We start from the raw sequence: 16,126 nt of genomic DNA, 5'->3' as shown, positions 1-16,126 counted from the left end.
ATTCAAACTGCAGGAGGTTTATATGAGAAAATCACAACTTCTCCCACTGTTATTGCTACTTAGCAGTTCACCCGTATTTTCCGCTATTTATTCTTGTGCTGACATACCATCAGGAAGAAATACCTTAGAAACCAATAACTCAGAAATTAATGCCTTTTATGTCATTAATTGTTCTGATCAAACCTTAACCTATAGTTACCAATATAACCCAACTTCTTTTAATTCAGAACAGTTGCATGGTTTAGCGAAAGAAATGATAAAAAATATGCACTCAGATAAAGCGATTTTAAATAAACAATATCCTTTTGTTAATTTTCTCAGTTTTAAAATATATCATGGTTCAACATTATTAGATTCAGTCATTGAGAAAATAAAATGATCGTTTTTAATCTAACTCCATAAGCGCATCAAAAGCAGCATCATCATCAATCAATATATCAAGATTATATTCTGTTGCTGCGGCTCTAACTCGGCGATCAGGATCTGTCGATAAAATGTGAATAAATCGTCCTTGCTTAGCCAGTAGCAAGCGCTGCTTTACGGTTAGATCTTTTATTTTATTTTCCATTTTTAATGCACCATCCATATACATCAGGTTTTATATAGGATACCTTAAATCACGTATAAAATATATATAAAACTTTAAATATCAGCATCACTGACTATGAATGGATTTATCATCATTCTAATAGCCTGATATACTAATAAAATAAGGTCTATCTCTCTTTACTTTACTGGACAAGGCTATGAAATTCTTTTCCCGCTTATCACTCACTATTTGTATTTTATGTATCAGCTTATTTTCATCTCTTGCTTTGGCTGCAAATAAAACACAGGACGTACATTTTCAAAAAGGTGCAACTAGCGCTGAATATCCTGCAAAAATAAAAGGTTACGATTTTAACGATTATGTTTTTTATGCAAAAAAAGGGCAGGCACTAACGGCAAAACTTCTGACAAAAAGTACGAAGTTGTGGATTAACCTATCTAATAAGCACTTAGAATCAGGCGTTGATCTCAGTGAATACTCTGAAGCACTCAATAAACAAGGCGCTTATATTCTGCCATACAGCGGTAAATACACCATTCGAGTTGGTCAATATCGTGCTTTTGCTCGTCGTGGTGAGCACAGTGATTTCACGTTATTGATTGAAATAAAATAGTTAAAGTACGTTATAGATCCTGTCTATAACGTACTATCAATATCCACTAGATCATTATCCAAGTTGTTCTATTATTTGCGCTTTACTTTTTCCGGCTTCTCGGGCTAATAATCCACATAAAATAAACATTACACTATAAAGTACCGTTCCACCAGCAACGACACTTTCCCATCGGCCATGCTGCCAACAGTAAATTAATAAGAAGCCCCCTACACTACCGCCCACATAGTAATGCACTAAATACATCGCTGTTGCTGTAGCTTTAGCAACTTGTGCGTGTTTACTGACCCATGCATAAGCAAGTGAATGAGTAAAGAAAGCGCCAGAACTAATCAGTAACAAGCTAATGATGATCATTGGACGTGATTCAATTAGACCTAACCACATTCCTAGAAAACTAATCACTCCACCTAATAATATGCCACTCACAGGACTAAATCTGTTAGCCCATTTACCGCTGAATCTTGATGTAAATGTGCCACTTAAATAGCAAAGGAAGATTAAAGCAGCCCAGCTCAATGGTAAATTAAACGGTGCCGCGACCAATCTAAAACCAGATACCGAATAAAGGTTAACAAATAGCGCAAAGTTAATACCGCCAATCAACATAGCGATCCATAATATAGGTTGCTTTATATGCTGTACCAAATGCTTGCCATGAACGCGAAAGCCTTGGCGATTAGGCTTAAAGTGTTGCTGTTTAGGTAATAACTTGATTACAATGATTGCACCAACCAAACTAAAACCAGCCAATCCTAATACGGCGAGATGCCAGCTATAGTGCTCACTGACAATACCGCCATATAATCGCCCAACGATCCCCCCTAGTGAATTCGCACTAATATAGCTTCCCACCGCAACCATAAGTGCTTTAGGTGTAAATTCTTCAGCCATATAAGCAACAGCAACAGCAATAAAGCCAGCAACAGAAATCCCCATTACAGCTCTTAAAATGGTAAGAGTGATTAAACTATTGCTAAAAGCCATGATGCTTCCAACGACGGGTAATAATGACAAACTCACTAACATAATCACACGCCGTCCGACAATTTCAGAAGCAATCGCCCAAGGGATCAAGCACACGGCTAACATTAATGTCGTTGCCGCTAGTATCCAATTAATAGCTGTCGCACTCACACCAAATTCTTGTGCCATAAGTGGCAGCATAGGCTGAAATAAATAAAGGTTACAAAACACAATAAAAGAACCTAATGCCAATGCAAAACAAGCTTTTTTATAATGAGACGAATGGAGTTCAATCATATATTCACCAGAAAATAATGCTCAATACATTACCCATATCATTGAGATAAGCATTAACGTGGGAAGAATTATCTATCAAAGAGCAGTTACGGTATCAATTGCTATGTAATAATGAAAATATATAATATATATAATCATAATAACTTTGGTTTATAGCTATGGATTCTCGACAACTTACCTATTTTGTCGCACTAGCAGAAACAAATAATTTTACGCGAGCAGCTGAAAAGTTACACATTGCTCAACCCGCGCTCAGCATGACAATCAAAAAACTAGAGCAACAACTGGGCTTGTGCTTATTTTCACGTAATGAACGCAAAGTAGAATTAACCGATGAAGGAAAAGTATTACTTCTTCACGCCAAAGCGATTATTCAGAAAATTAATGATGCACAAACCGCAATGGCTGAATTACGAGGATTAGAAAAAGGAGAAGTGCGTGTCGGTATTCCAAGCATGTTAGGCTCATATTTCTTTCCAGAAATAATTATGGGCTTTAAGAGTCAATATCCACATTTAAAACTGAGTATTGTAGAGGCTGGCACTCAATCAATCAGAAAGATGATCATTGATAGTGAGTTAGATTTTGGTGTGATCATTAATCATGAACTGCCTGATTCATTGCATCCAGAGCCGCTATTGAAATCACAAATGGTTGCTGTAGTTTCAGAGAATCATGAATTCTCAAAATATAAATCCCTTTCTTTTTCTGATTTTTTCAACCAAGAGCTAGTCATGTTTAAACATGGCTATTTTCATCGAGAAACAATCGATAGCATCTGTGAGAAATACCATTTCACACCTAACATTTCATTTGAAACTAACTTACTGGCGATGATTTTTAAAATCGTGAGACAAGATTTCGCCATCACTACATTACTAGAGATGGTGACAGAGTATGAACCAAAGCTTGTCCCAATTCCTTTTGAACAACCGATCTTACTTGATATCGTGATGGCATGGCGTAAGACAGGATATTTATCATTAGCTGATCAAGCATTTATTGATTATGTAAAGCAGCACTGCTGCCAACAATAATTGCATTCTATAAATATCATTCAACACTGCAATAGTTAAGTCGCTTTATCTTATTAATCGAGTTGATATTAAATCTTATTATCTCTTAATAGAAAACAATATGAATATTGTTATTTAACAGTTAGATAGTAACAACATTCAATTAATCACTATATTATTTATCATAAAATTAACAATCAACAGTAAATACTGTTTTAGATCATAACTTATCTGATTAAATCTCGTTAATAATTTTATTTTTAGTTACATTACTAGCAGCAAATACCACCGCATAGTAACAACTTTTTACAATTAGATTTAAAATGAAATAAGGAGTCTTCATGACGGAGCTATTAATAGGCTTGGTGATCACCATCGCCGTTGGCTATTACATTGTTAAAGGATATAAAGCTGCAGGAGTATTACTCACCGCGGGAGTTTCGTTATTAATTATTGCAGGCTTATTAGGTCATTCTGTTTTACCTGCAAAAGTTGCATCAACAGGTAATTTATTCACCGATTCTCTTGAGTATGTAAAATACATGCTGCAGTACCGTGGTGGCGGCTTAGGTCTACAAATCATGTTGTTATGCGGTTTCGCATCATACATGACCCACATTGGTGCTAATAATGTCGTGGTAAAACAATTTTCAAAACCTTTGTCATTAATTAAATCGCCTTACGTACTATTAGTTGCTGCTTATATTGTTGCTTGTTTAATGTCTCTTGCCGTGAGCTCTGCAACTGGTCTTGGTGTGCTATTAATGGCGACACTATTCCCAATGATGACTGCTATGGGTATTTCTCGCCCAGCGGCAGCGGCAGTCTGTGCCTCCCCTGCTGCGATCATCCTATCGCCAACGTCAGGTGATGTGGTGGTTGCTGCGGAAAAAGCAGGTTTACCATTACACGTGTTTGCCGTTGAAACCGTATTACCAGTTTCTATCAGTGCCATTATTGTAATGGCGGTCGCTGCTTTCTTCTGGAACAAATATCTTGATAAGAAAAACAACACACCAATGGAGCGTGTTGATATTTCTGAAATGGAAGTGACAGCGCCTGGGTATTACTCAATTTTACCTTTCATGCCAATCATTGGGGTATTCCTATTTAATGGTGAAACTATCCCTGGCCTAAAAATCGATATTTACACCATTGTTGTGTTATCTATTACCATTGGTGCAATTGTCGATTTTCTGACTAATCGCTTAAACGGCAAAGTTACACTTGAAAATCTAGAATCTTGCTACGCAGGTATGGGTGATGCATTCAAAGGCGTAGTGATGCTATTGGTCGCAGCTGGTGTGTTTGCGCAAGGCTTAATGTCTGTTGGTGCCATTGATAACCTACTCGCATTGGCTGATAAAGCGGGTGCCGGTGGCGTCGCGCTAATGCTATTACTAACAGCACTAACGGTTGCCGCTGCTATTGCAACAGGCTCAGGTAATGCGCCTTTCTATGCCTTTGTTGAACTTGCACCTCAACTTGCGGGTAAGTTAGGTTTAAACCCTGCATTCCTTATCATCCCTATGCTTCAAGCATCAAACTTAGGTCGTACTATCTCACCGGTATCAGGTGTTATTGTTGCAACCTCTGGTATGGCGAAAATCAGCCCATTCGATGTGGTTAAACGTACTGTTGTACCTGTGGTGTGTGGCTTAATTACTGTCATTTTAGGTACTGTCGTGCTTGTACCTATGTACGCTTAATCGAAATTAATATGATAAATACTCAAGCCTGTAGAGCGCTCTACAGGCTTTTTTTATTGCTTCTAAAACGGCAGAATAACCACTCAACCATCGATTAAAGTTAACTACAGTGGATAAACAACAAGCTATTTATCAAATTATGAGTTTTGGCCCTGAACGTGACAATGCCTTTTCTGTCTACCTTAATGCAGAGTCATCGGCTCAAGACACACCATTTATTGTTACTAAATCTTTGCTCATTCAAGTACTGAATAAATACTTAACGCAAGAGATTGATGATGACGATCTTGAACAATGGGCGAATTTGATCAATTTTCGTGACGATATTGATGGCGATGCGATTGAAGATTGGCTCTTTGCGTTAGGCAATCAAGAAATGATGGGAAATCACGGAAATAAAAAAGCGAACATTGAACGTATGCTCGCTTTACTCAGTTATCAAGAATAATTTATCACCGATTTTAGCCCGCTCTTAGGGCTAAAATCACTTTAATATCTAAGGGTTGCTGATATAGTGAAAACGCAACCTCGCGCTCATCTACTGCGAGAATAGACATCCTATCAGCTAATTCATTGCCTTCGATGCCGACGTGTCCATTCACATGGTAAATTTGGATCATATCTTTAATTGTCTGATAGCGCTCAAACATTGGTTGGATCAAATCTAGATTTTTGATCTCCCCCCCTGCTTTTTTCCAACCATTATTTTTCCACGATACCGCCCATTGAGTAATACACTGAATCGAATAACGTGAATCACAAAATATCGCGACACTTATGCCACCTGCAATATACTTTTCAGCTTGGAGTAAGGCTTGATATAACGCATTTAGCTCAGCGGTATTATTGGTGCCTTGCGGGTTATATAAACCAAACCACAATTCATTTAATTGGTTTTCTCGATACAGAGCTAAACCTGAACCTGCTTTACCGGGATTAGGATCACAACCGCCATCAGTAAAGATTTTAATCTCTGCTTTTACTGCAAGTACTTGCTCTGCGGTCAAAGAGCCTTTACTCGTTTTAACGGCTTTTGCGGTATTTTTTGTGGCAGCGGATGCTCTATATGTGGGAACTTTACCACCAAAAGCAACTTGCGCTTCTTCTTGGCTAGGAAATGACTTGTATTTAGCACCAGTGAACTTGTCCACTTGCTGTTTACAACTCGCCCAATCGGTATATATTCCCGGCTCTCGTCCTTGCCATACAACATAAAACTTTTTCGCCACGTCAATCTCCAACACACATCATTGAATATTCAGTTATATACTAACAGTCATTAGCTATTTTTTTCAGGTATGATGCGCTAATAGTTTATTATTAAATGTAATCAAATGGAGTGAGTCTGTGAGCAAAGAAGTTAGAGTTGATATCGCGCACATTTTATCCGAAATTGGTGTCAATATTGAACCGCATGACAATATATCAACAGTATTTTTCTTAGTGTTATGTGTTGGAGTCGCTTTTTTTACTTATGTGATCGTTCGCTGGGGATTACTGAAAATTGTCAATACCATGCTCAGGCGATCAAAGGCCTCATGGGGTTCAGTAATCGTCAAACATGCGGTGTTTGAAAAACTGTCACTGATCATTCCTGCCGTTGTGCTTAACTTACTCATCCCACTAGTACTTGATAAACATATTATTCTTAGTGGATTAATAGACCGTCTTCTAAGTTTATGGCTTATTTTGGCTCTTATTCGAAGTAGTTATGCTTTTTTAGATGCCAGTAATGATATTGCCGATATCAAATTAATGAGCCGTGATCTGCCCATAAAAAGTTTTGTTCAATTATTTAAGTTAATCATCTTTTTAATTGGTTTTATCATTGCTATTTCAGTACTCGCCAATCGCTCTCCCGTTTATTTCTTAAGTGGTTTAGGTGTTGCGACAGGTTTAGTGTTATTAGTCTTCCGCGATACTATCTTAGGCTTTGTTGCTGGTATCCAGTTATCAGCAAACCAAATGGTAAAAGTAGGTGACTGGATCCAAATGGATAAATATGGTGCTAATGGCAGTATTGAAGAAGTCTCATTAACCACGGTAAAAGTGAAAAACTGGGATAACACCGTAACCAATGTTCCCGCTTATGCGCTGGTTCAAGATTCTTTTATTAACTGGCGCCAAATGCAAGAATCAGGTGGTCGTCGCATTAAGCGCTCTGTGTTAATCGATATTGATACCATCAAGTTTATCGACAGCAATGATGAAGCACAGTTAGCAACAATAAATTTTGTACCTGCAATTCTGACAAAGAAAAAGCAAAACCTACCACCAAATACTGGCTTAACCAATGTTGCGATATTTCGTGGTTATCTTGATGTATATCTCAAACAACATCCTCAAATACGTCAAGATATGACTTTTCTTGTACGTGAATTAGAGCCGACCCCCAATGGATTACCAATCCAAATTTATGTTTTTGTGAATGATACGCGATGGGCTTTTTATGAAGATGTGCAATCAGATATTTTTGACCATATCTTTGCAATGATCCCTAAGTTCGGTCTAGCGGTTTACCAAAGCCCAGCAGCATCAGATGTTAGAAGTTTGCAACCACTTACGGCAATTGAACAACAGTCTATCGCTGAAAAACAAAACTTTTAATTATCGAACTTAGAAATGGCAAGCGATATAACGCTATACTCTCAGCGTTTATAGCTTGCTGTTTTACTCCGACAGTTACAAATACATTAAGGCGTTACCACACAGCGCCTAAATAAATCCTGCATCGGCTTATAATTGCACACGACCCCTTGAATATTCGCATTAAGCCACTGCTCTGCGGTTACGCCACTAAAATTAATGTTATAGCCACAATTAATTACTATGTGTTCAAACAGTATTCGCTGTGTCCGCCCATTTCCCTCTCGAAAAGGATGTAATACATTGATATCGCAATAATATTGTGCCAATCGCTCAATCAACTCTTCAAAGGGTAACCCGACCAGATAACGTTCAGCTTCAAGTTGGTTGAATAAACGAGTGGTTTCTTGCGGTAAACGACTCACGTGACAAAAACGTGTATCGTCTTTTGATATATCAATCGTACGACACTGACCCGCCCACTCAAACAAATCATCAAAAAGCCATTTGTGTAGCTGACAAAAATACGCGAAATCATAAGGTGGTGAGTCAAATTCAATTCCCATCGCCGCCAATATATTAAATTGAGTTTCTGCCTCATCAAATAAAGCTTCATCTCTAATATTGAGCTTATTAATCAATACATAAGAATTTTCGTAAGTATAAGGATCTTGATCTGTACCGTACTTATCGTCCACATTCACACCTTTTCAGTGTTCTCTTGTTGATAATACCTAATCAGTTGCAGGCGCAATGCATTACGCTCTCGCATATTTTTTATCGGTGAAGGCACACGAATGTCATAGCCTTCTAACCGCATACTTTGCGTAAAGTTAGCCATTTTAACTTGCTCACAATAGGCATGCTTATCTTCAAAGCTTGTTAATATCGGCAGCGATTTATTCTCCTGCTCATTAGTCTTCATCCATTTTCTCACTTCTCTTTTTTCGTCCATTGTAAACATTTTTATGTTTTATGATTCATAGTTCATTTAATACATCTAATTTAACGCCCTATATGAAATATTTTTAGCATAGTTAGCTATTATAAAAATGATGTTTCAGTAATGATTTATCCATAAAAATTCTCTGGTTTTATAGGGGCTAGTCAGTGATACCGCTAACCGTTATAATTCCCGCCTCAAAATATAGAGGTCAAAACATGCACACGAAAGTAACACCTATTGATAGCTATCCTAAGTATTGGGCTGAATGCTATGGCACAGCACCATTTTTACCGACATCTCGTAAAGAAATGGATGCGTTAGGTTGGGATAGCTGTGACATTATTATTGTTACTGGTGATGCCTATGTTGACCATCCTAGCTTTGGTATGGCGGTCATTGGTCGCCTATTAGAAGCCCAAGGTTTCCGCGTTGGTATTATTTCCCAACCTAAATGGGACAATAAAGATGAGTTCATGAAACTGGGTAAACCAAATCTCTTTTTTGGTATTACCGCCGGTAACATGGATTCGATGATCAACCGCTATACCGCCGATCGTAAGCTTCGTCATGATGATGCTTACACCCCGAACAATGAAGGGGGCAAACGTCCCGATCGCGCAGTACTCGTATATTCTCAGCGCTGCCGTGAAGCATTTAAAGACGTTCCTATTGTATTAGGTGGTATTGAAGCGAGCCTTCGCCGTCTTGCACACTATGATTACTGGTCTGACAAAGTCCGTCGTTCAGTATTAATGGATGCAAAAGCCGACATTTTATTGTTTGGTAACGCTGAACGTGCACTGGTTGAAGTTGCGCACCGTTTAGGCAATGGCGAAGATATTAAATCATTAACGCGTATCGCTGGTACTGCGGTAATGGTGAAAGAAGTTCCTGAAGAGTATAAAGAAATTGACTCTTCACGTATTGAAAAGCCCGGCCGCGCAATGGTAATGCCAAACCCATACGCAACCGAAGAAAACTGTGACACTAATAAACAAGAACAAAAAAACGAAGCCAAAGTAGTACGTGTACAGCCGTCACGTCACGATGCAAAAACAACAGTTGTTCGTTTACCGTCATATGAAAAATTAGCTAATGACCGTATTCTCTATGCCCACGCTAGCCGTGTGATGCATTTAGAAACCAACCCCTACTCTGGCCGTGCTCTAATTCAAAAACATGCTGATCGAGAGCTTTGGGTAAACCGTGCACCGATCCCACTCTCAACGGAAGAGATGGATTTTGTTTTCGGCTTACCGTTTGCACGTGTTCCGCACCCAAGCTACGGCAAAGCAAAGATCCCAGCTTATGACATGATCAAAACCTCAGTGAATATCATGCGTGGTTGTTTTGGCGGGTGTTCTTTCTGTTCAATCACTGAGCATGAAGGTCGAATCATCCAAAACCGTTCAAAAGAATCGATTTTGAATGAAATTAAAGATATTCAAGAAAAAGTGCCGGGCTTTACGGGTACTATTTCGGATCTTGGTGGCCCAACAGCAAACATGTATCGTTTAGGCTGCTCTGATGAACGTGCAGAAGCCAACTGTCGTCGTCCATCATGTATCTTCCCTAAGATCTGTGAAAAGCTGAATACTGACCATAAACATACTATCGATCTGTATCGTGAAGCACGTAATCTAAAAGGCATTAAGAAGATTATGATTGCGTCAGGCGTGCGTTATGACTTAGCGGTTGAATCACCAGAGTATGTTCGAGAACTTGTGACTCACCATGTTGGTGGCTACTTAAAAATTGCCCCAGAGCATACCGAAAAAGGCACCCTTGATCTGATGATGAAGCCAGGCATGGGTACCTTTGATCGCTTTAAAGAAATGTTTGAACAATACAGCCAGGAAGCAGGCAAGAAGCAATACCTGATCCCTTACTTTATTTCAGCACACCCGGGCTCCACAGATGAAGACATGCTTAACCTTGCATTATGGTTAAAGCAAAATGATTACCAGTGTGATCAGGTTCAGAACTTCTATCCGTCACCAATGTGTAATGCAACGGCGATGTATCACTCTGAAACAAACCCACTGAAAAAAGTAAAATATAAAGGCCGCGAAGATTTATCTGTTGCTAAAGGTGAACGTCAACGTCGCTTACACAAAGCACTATTACGTTATCATGATCCAGCTAACTGGGCATTGATCCGTGATGCACTCATTTCGATGGGCAAAAAGCACTTAATCGGTAATCGTTCAAGCTGTTTAGTTCCACCACCAGGAACTGAAGCTGAGCTAACCCCAGCAGAGCGTCGTGGCTCAGGTCGCCATGGTTCTAAGCGATTTGCGACTAAGCATCCAAATCAACCAGATATCCGTAAAGATGGAAAGCGCAGCCCAACAACCCGTAACGGAAAGCCAACAGTAAAAGGTAAACCTTCAGCCAATGGAAGACCTACGGCTAATGGTAAACCTGAAGGGACAGGTAACCGAAGTGAGACAAACGGCAATAAGCGCCCAAATAACGGCAACAATGCAGGTGCCCGTAATGGCAAACCTGCAGGTAATAAAAATCGCAACGGAAAGGCAGGTCGACCAAATAAACCGACACGCAGTCGAGCTGGCGCTTAATATTCATTAACATAGCCCGTTACAAAAAACGCCACTTCTATGTGGCGTTTTATTTAACCAAATATTGACATTTGGTATGTATAATAGATAGTAATTGATACAAAACAAACTGTTAAAATCAGCTTGCTTAACTGTTATGTAACTTGCCTGCACTTATAATTAGGGACGTCAATTACTTGTGAAACCAGTATATAATTTCTGTTTATTAGCGATGTTTACAGCCCCTTGTGTTGTGACAGCGGCACCTAATGACGACTATGAGGCATGCTTATTGGATGCTGTAAAAAATCAAAGCGGTGATTTAAAACTTAGCCAAATCCGTAGTCGTTGTGAAAAATTAATAGCTGAGGCTAAAAAAATCAGTAACGAGCCTATGATCTCACAGCGTTTACAACGTGAACGTGAGACTACGTTTGATCCGTTTGTTATTACACCTCACCGTATGAACTACTTCCTTCCTGTTACCCTCACTGACAGTATTAATCGTGATGCTTATAACGGTACAGAATGGGATAATCACTTAAAGAATGCTGAAGCTGAATTCCAGATAAGTTTTAAAACACCATTAAACTACGATGATTTACTCATTGATGGCGATGGCGTATTTCTTGCTTTCACATTAAATTCTTACTGGCAGGTATATGCTAGTGACATTTCACGCCCATTTAGAGAAACCAACTATCGCCCTGAAATGTTTTACTTAGCGCCTACACCATGGAAACCTCTTGGTGGTAATACATGGGCAACAATAGGTATCGAACATCAATCAAATGGTCGAACTCAAGGGTTATCTCGTAGTTGGAACCGTGTATATACCGACTTCATCTTTGAAAAGGGAAATTTTGCCTTCTCATTTAGACCATGGTGGCGTATTCCTGAAGATAAGAAAAAAGAACCCACCTCTCCATCTGGTGATGACAACCCTGATATCGAACATTACATGGGGCATTACCAAGTCGGTGTGGTTTACAAATGGGATGACTATGAATTCAGCTTTGTTGGACGTGAAAACTTTGCCTCTCATAAAGGCTATGGTGAAGTTGGTTTAACTTTCCCGCTCTGGGGTAAACTGCGCGGCTATACTAAATACTCAACAGGCTACGGTGAAAATCTGATTGATTATAACCACAAGCAGCAACGTATTGGTGTGGGTATTGCTCTAACTGATATTTTGTAATGATTGGATCTATCATGACGCTTAGTGTTTTCATATTTAAATAAATAAGCGTCATGCTGCTCTAGCGGAACAGCTCGAACCCCATAAAGATAATTGCAGCGCTACCTAATATGGAAAAAAGACCAACAACAACCTTTCTTTGGTTCGTAGGCGACATATAGCGCATAACCCAATAAGCAAACAGTAACAGACCAATTATCACAGCAATCTTCAACATATTTATCCCCTATTGGTCAAAGTGCGTTATTTAATGATGTAAAAATCTTCCTTTAAATACACGATATTATTACTTATTTTCTCTTTTTAGCTTAACACATAGTTCATCTTTAGGACAAAAAACATACAAACAAAAATAGCGCAGAACTGCGCTATTTAAGTAAATAATAAAAAGAATTAAATCTCAAACATTGGAATGCCTTTCAATTGCGGTATCACCTGTTGAAGTTGTTTTTCTTGCTCAGCCAGACCTTCAATAGAACCACATAAACTATCTGCTTTTACTTTCATTTGCTGACTACGTTGGGCCATTTGTTCGCCTAAGCGTGCTTTTAATTCGGAAAATTTTGATTGAAGCTGCGTAAAATCTACATCACCGTTTTTCATTTCATCAGAAAGCGCCGCAAATAAACTCGCTATTGATTGAACACTGACTTGTTTCATTGCCGATTCAAACTCGGTTTTCCAATTAGTATCCATATTAGAAAACACATCAGCAGGCATAACAAACTCACCCTGCTGATTATAAAATTTCTCATTAGCCTGCTGACCAAACTGAGCAATTAACGTTTCAACGTTTTTAAAAGCATCTTGTGAATCAAAACTATTGGCTACTTCACCCAATACATCCGTTGCCATCCCAACACCTTCTTGTGCTAGTTGTGCCATCTGCGGTAGGTAAGTCTGAACATTGTGGCTATAGGCCTCGACTGCTTTTTGCTGCATTGCCGTTAAATCAATTTTTTCACCATTAATATAAACTTCATTATTTTTATCAATCAGTAACTTAGGCTTACCTTGCTCATAAACAGAAATATTCCCCTTATCAATGTGAATTGGATGTGGCACATCTACAGGGCAACTCTGTGCCAATACTGAGCTTGAACTTAATAACAGTGTGCCGATCAATATCTTGTTCATCACTTTATCTCTTAAAATTATCTCGGCGAGTGATTGCCTTTTTATTAAGACCATAGTTTTCCAATTTTACTCCATATTCCATCGCGATTTGTTGCTTGTAACGACTCGTTATGTTTCTTTGAATAAAAAACCAACAATAACAACACATTGTTCAATAACAGTTGAATTATCCTCGTCATTTCTTCAACATAGCTTTTAAATTCAACCAATTTGGAATTCTCGTGGAAAAAGTGGCAATATTTGTTGATGTACAAAACATCTACTACACCGTCAAAGAAAAGTATCGTGCTAACTTCGACTACAATGCTTTTTGGGCGGAAGTTTCACAAGATAGAGAAATCATCGCAGCTTACGCTTATGCCATCCATAAAGGAGATGAAAAGCAAAGACAATTTCAAAATATTCTGCGAGCGATTGGCTTTGAAGTAAAACTAAAACCATTTATCCAACGCAGTGATGGCTCTGCTAAGGGAGATTGGGATGTGGGTATTACACTAGATGTTATCGAACATGCACAAGATGCTGATCGTATTATTTTACTTTCAGGCGATGGTGACTTTGATTTGTTAGTTGATAAAGTACAGACCAAATATAATACCAAGGTTGAAGTGTATGGCGTACCGGGCTTAACAGCAACATCACTTATCAATACCGCTACACATTACCGCGAAATTGAAGATACCCTTTTACTGGGACGTTAGTCGTTGTATAGCATAATAAATAAGGCCAGCTCTATCAAACAATAAAGCTGGCCTTATCTCGTTTACTCTCTTTATTTACTCATTACATGTGCCATTGGCTGACCATGAATTTCTAGTAGTTCGTGTACTGAAAGCCATACCATTTTTACAGGAACAATAATGAAATAAATCGACGCTAATACAACCATTGTTGGATCGGCATAGACTGCATATCCAGCATACTGCGTCATCATTAATAATTTAGCGATAAAGAAACCAGCAAGTACAGCAACACTGATCACCGTGTCCATAATCCACTGTTTTGCTTCAGCATCGGCTAACGCTGATTCAATATTCTCGCTCTTCAACTTAATATAACGGTAAGTCGCATAACAGCCAGTAACACTTACCATACCAAATGCAAGTGCAACGCCCGCATTAATATCACGACCACCCGCTAAAATTGCTTCAACGGCTGAATAAAAAGACCATAAACACATAATGGCAATAACAGAACCTTTAATCGCAATAACAGCAGGCTCAATCATCGCAAATTGAGGGGTTGTCTTATCCACTTCAGGCTTATGAATATAATGCGCAGCACCCAGTGATAACATGGTTAACGCTAAGCTGACGAGTGAATAGGCACCATCAAACACAATTACTAACGAGCCAACAATAGACCCTAAAACAATCCCTATTACTGCAAATGAAAATGATGATATTGTTGACAACAATAGCAATCCACGCTCTTGTTGTATCTTGCTAGACATATATACCTCAATCGACAAATTATTCGTCGTTTTTTGTTGTTGAATTATCCTAGGTACATAATACTGTGACTTAGATTAATAATATAATCTCTGAGCGACAAGTTATTCGTCGCTAATATGAGCATATAGGTTTGTATATTTAACGGGCAAAATTCTGCATGAGAACCAATCAAATTGAGATGTATTTGTATGCAATTAAGACAGGGTCTATTGCAGAAGCCGCACGAAAATTAGGAAAAAGCCGTACTACCGTCAGTGCCGCTTTAAGTGCGCTGGAAGATGAACTCGGTATTGCGCTTTTAAATCGAACAGGAAACCAAATAATTCCCACCAGTATCGGTGATGCAATTGCTAATGATTTCGAAAGAATGCTACTCATTGCCCGTGATATTGAAACCCGCTGTGATCAGCATTTAGCCGGTGTTGAATCCAGCATTCGTATCGCACGTGATGATTCATTACCAGAAGCTGTGTGGCGTAAACTACTGCGTGATATTCGTAAACAATTTCCCCAAACCAGTGTCTCTATTTATAGTGCTCCGCCACAAGAACTAGAAGAAATGGTGACCCAAAATCTTGTTGATGTCGCCTATGGATTATTACCAGATACCCATCAGCTGTCACGCGTCAATCAGATCGATTTAGGTCAAATTCGCATGATGTCCGTTGCCCATAAAGATCATCCGCTTAGTCAATTACGTAAAGTGACAGCAGCCGATCTTGAGCGTTTCACTGAAATTGCCGTAGCATACATCGACGAAGAAAACCTGAAAATTGTTACGCCGAAGGCTGGTAAATACATTGCATTATCATTTTACGAACACCTTCGTGATGCGGTGCTAGATCAAACCGGTTGGTCTTATTTACCTGCGATTCTAATTAATCATTACTTGCGCGACGGCACACTTAAAGTCATCAAGTATAACCGAGCAATGAACTGGCAAGCTTATGGTGAGGTTGTAGAAACCGAATCGCGCCGAACACCTGTCATTAAATGGCTTTCAGAGCAAATAGAAGCTTACTTGTTTGATGAAAGTGATTAGAAATTAATTAAATAGCCACTTAAAAGTCATAAAACCGCGATAGCGTTAAAA

At 38.9% G+C, this 16,126-nt stretch carries 18 protein-coding genes; 10 read left to right on the top strand and 8 right to left on the bottom strand.

Features of this window, described 5'->3' with window-relative positions; genetic code table 11:
* The first annotated feature begins 22 nt into the window (after window positions 1–22).
* The gene (locus C9J40_RS05090; RefSeq protein ID WP_107246000.1) at window positions 23–379 is read left to right on the top strand and encodes a hypothetical protein; all 357 of its coding nucleotides are present in this window, start codon (window positions 23–25) and stop codon (window positions 377–379) included.
* Window positions 380–385: 6 nt separating this feature from the next.
* On the opposite strand, the gene C9J40_RS05085 is transcribed toward C9J40_RS05090, so the two are convergent.
* Window positions 386–568, bottom strand: a complete 183-nt coding sequence (locus C9J40_RS05085; protein WP_107206473.1) for a hypothetical protein — start codon at window positions 566–568, stop codon at window positions 386–388.
* A gap of 178 nt (window positions 569–746) precedes the next feature.
* Here C9J40_RS05085 and C9J40_RS05080 point away from each other — a divergent pair, with 178 nt between their 5' ends.
* The gene (locus tag C9J40_RS05080) at window positions 747–1,163 is read left to right on the top strand and encodes a hypothetical protein (RefSeq protein ID WP_107206290.1); all 417 of its coding nucleotides are present in this window, start codon (window positions 747–749) and stop codon (window positions 1,161–1,163) included.
* Between the two features lie 54 nt (window positions 1,164–1,217).
* Here C9J40_RS05080 and C9J40_RS05075 read toward each other — a convergent pair whose 3' ends face one another.
* Window positions 1,218–2,426: an MFS transporter gene (locus C9J40_RS05075; RefSeq protein ID WP_107245998.1), complete on the bottom strand. Its 1,209-nt coding sequence runs from the start codon at window positions 2,424–2,426 to the stop codon at window positions 1,218–1,220.
* Window positions 2,427–2,584: 158 nt separating this feature from the next.
* Here C9J40_RS05075 and C9J40_RS05070 point away from each other — a divergent pair, with 158 nt between their 5' ends.
* The 3 genes from C9J40_RS05070 to C9J40_RS05060 all read left to right on the top strand — a co-directional run bounded on the left by C9J40_RS05070 (window position 2,585) and on the right by C9J40_RS05060 (window position 5,599).
* The gene (locus C9J40_RS05070; protein ID WP_107245996.1) at window positions 2,585–3,463 is read left to right on the top strand and encodes a LysR family transcriptional regulator; all 879 of its coding nucleotides are present in this window, start codon (window positions 2,585–2,587) and stop codon (window positions 3,461–3,463) included.
* A gap of 320 nt (window positions 3,464–3,783) precedes the next feature.
* A complete protein-coding gene (gene dcuC, locus C9J40_RS05065; protein WP_107206287.1) occupies window positions 3,784–5,151 on the top strand; it encodes an anaerobic C4-dicarboxylate transporter DcuC in 1,368 nt (455 codons plus the stop codon).
* Between the two features lie 109 nt (window positions 5,152–5,260).
* Complete coding sequence (locus C9J40_RS05060) at window positions 5,261–5,599, top strand: hypothetical protein (RefSeq protein WP_107245994.1); 339 nt, start codon at window positions 5,261–5,263, stop codon at window positions 5,597–5,599.
* A gap of 13 nt (window positions 5,600–5,612) precedes the next feature.
* On the opposite strand, the gene C9J40_RS05055 is transcribed toward C9J40_RS05060, so the two are convergent.
* Complete coding sequence (locus C9J40_RS05055) at window positions 5,613–6,380, bottom strand: ribonuclease H family protein (RefSeq protein WP_107245992.1); 768 nt, start codon at window positions 6,378–6,380, stop codon at window positions 5,613–5,615.
* A 118-nt stretch (window positions 6,381–6,498) separates the two neighbouring features.
* On the opposite strand from C9J40_RS05055, the gene C9J40_RS05050 reads away from it, so the two are divergent.
* Window positions 6,499–7,758, top strand: a complete 1,260-nt coding sequence (locus tag C9J40_RS05050) for a mechanosensitive ion channel family protein (RefSeq protein WP_107206284.1) — start codon at window positions 6,499–6,501, stop codon at window positions 7,756–7,758.
* 86 nt (window positions 7,759–7,844) lie between these two features.
* Here C9J40_RS05050 and C9J40_RS05045 read toward each other — a convergent pair whose 3' ends face one another.
* Window positions 7,845–8,435 (bottom strand): putative adenosine monophosphate-protein transferase Fic, encoded by a 591-nt coding sequence (locus tag C9J40_RS05045; protein WP_107245991.1) that lies wholly within the window; start codon window positions 8,433–8,435, stop codon window positions 7,845–7,847.
* Window positions 8,436–8,437: 2 nt separating this feature from the next.
* Entirely contained in the window at window positions 8,438–8,662 is a 225-nt protein-coding gene (locus C9J40_RS05040) for a YhfG family protein (RefSeq protein WP_233220297.1), read from the bottom strand.
* 236 nt (window positions 8,663–8,898) lie between these two features.
* Here C9J40_RS05040 and C9J40_RS05035 point away from each other — a divergent pair, with 236 nt between their 5' ends.
* Both C9J40_RS05035 and C9J40_RS05030 read left to right on the top strand, forming a co-directional pair.
* Window positions 8,899–11,265, top strand: a complete 2,367-nt coding sequence (locus tag C9J40_RS05035; RefSeq protein ID WP_107206282.1) for a YgiQ family radical SAM protein — start codon at window positions 8,899–8,901, stop codon at window positions 11,263–11,265.
* Between the two features lie 211 nt (window positions 11,266–11,476).
* Window positions 11,477–12,442: a phospholipase A gene (locus tag C9J40_RS05030; protein ID WP_107206471.1), complete on the top strand. Its 966-nt coding sequence runs from the start codon at window positions 11,477–11,479 to the stop codon at window positions 12,440–12,442.
* A 61-nt stretch (window positions 12,443–12,503) separates the two neighbouring features.
* On the opposite strand, the gene C9J40_RS22100 is transcribed toward C9J40_RS05030, so the two are convergent.
* Both C9J40_RS22100 and C9J40_RS05025 read right to left on the bottom strand, forming a co-directional pair.
* On the bottom strand, window positions 12,504–12,659 hold the full coding sequence (locus C9J40_RS22100) for a hypothetical protein (protein ID WP_198038405.1): 156 nt from the start codon (window positions 12,657–12,659) through the stop codon (window positions 12,504–12,506).
* A 176-nt stretch (window positions 12,660–12,835) separates the two neighbouring features.
* The gene (locus tag C9J40_RS05025) at window positions 12,836–13,579 is read right to left on the bottom strand and encodes a YggN family protein (protein WP_233217620.1); all 744 of its coding nucleotides are present in this window, start codon (window positions 13,577–13,579) and stop codon (window positions 12,836–12,838) included.
* Window positions 13,580–13,800: 221 nt separating this feature from the next.
* Here C9J40_RS05025 and C9J40_RS05020 point away from each other — a divergent pair, with 221 nt between their 5' ends.
* A complete protein-coding gene (locus tag C9J40_RS05020; protein WP_005368538.1) occupies window positions 13,801–14,280 on the top strand; it encodes an NYN domain-containing protein in 480 nt (159 codons plus the stop codon).
* 71 nt (window positions 14,281–14,351) lie between these two features.
* Here C9J40_RS05020 and C9J40_RS05015 read toward each other — a convergent pair whose 3' ends face one another.
* Complete coding sequence (locus C9J40_RS05015; protein ID WP_107206281.1) at window positions 14,352–15,032, bottom strand: cation transporter; 681 nt, start codon at window positions 15,030–15,032, stop codon at window positions 14,352–14,354.
* 158 nt (window positions 15,033–15,190) lie between these two features.
* Between C9J40_RS05015 and C9J40_RS05010 the strand changes: the two genes are divergently transcribed.
* Window positions 15,191–16,075 carry a LysR family transcriptional regulator gene (locus tag C9J40_RS05010; protein WP_107206280.1) on the top strand — a complete coding sequence of 295 codons (885 nt, stop codon included), beginning with the start codon at window positions 15,191–15,193 and terminating at the stop codon, window positions 16,073–16,075.
* The last annotated feature ends 51 nt before the right edge of the window (window positions 16,076–16,126 follow it).

The organism is Photobacterium sp. GB-72, from assembly GCF_003026095.1.
Lineage (GTDB): Bacteria > Pseudomonadota > Gammaproteobacteria > Enterobacterales > Vibrionaceae > Photobacterium.
Note: the sequence above shows the minus strand (reverse complement) of the source record. Positions and strands in the feature narration are given on the sequence as shown.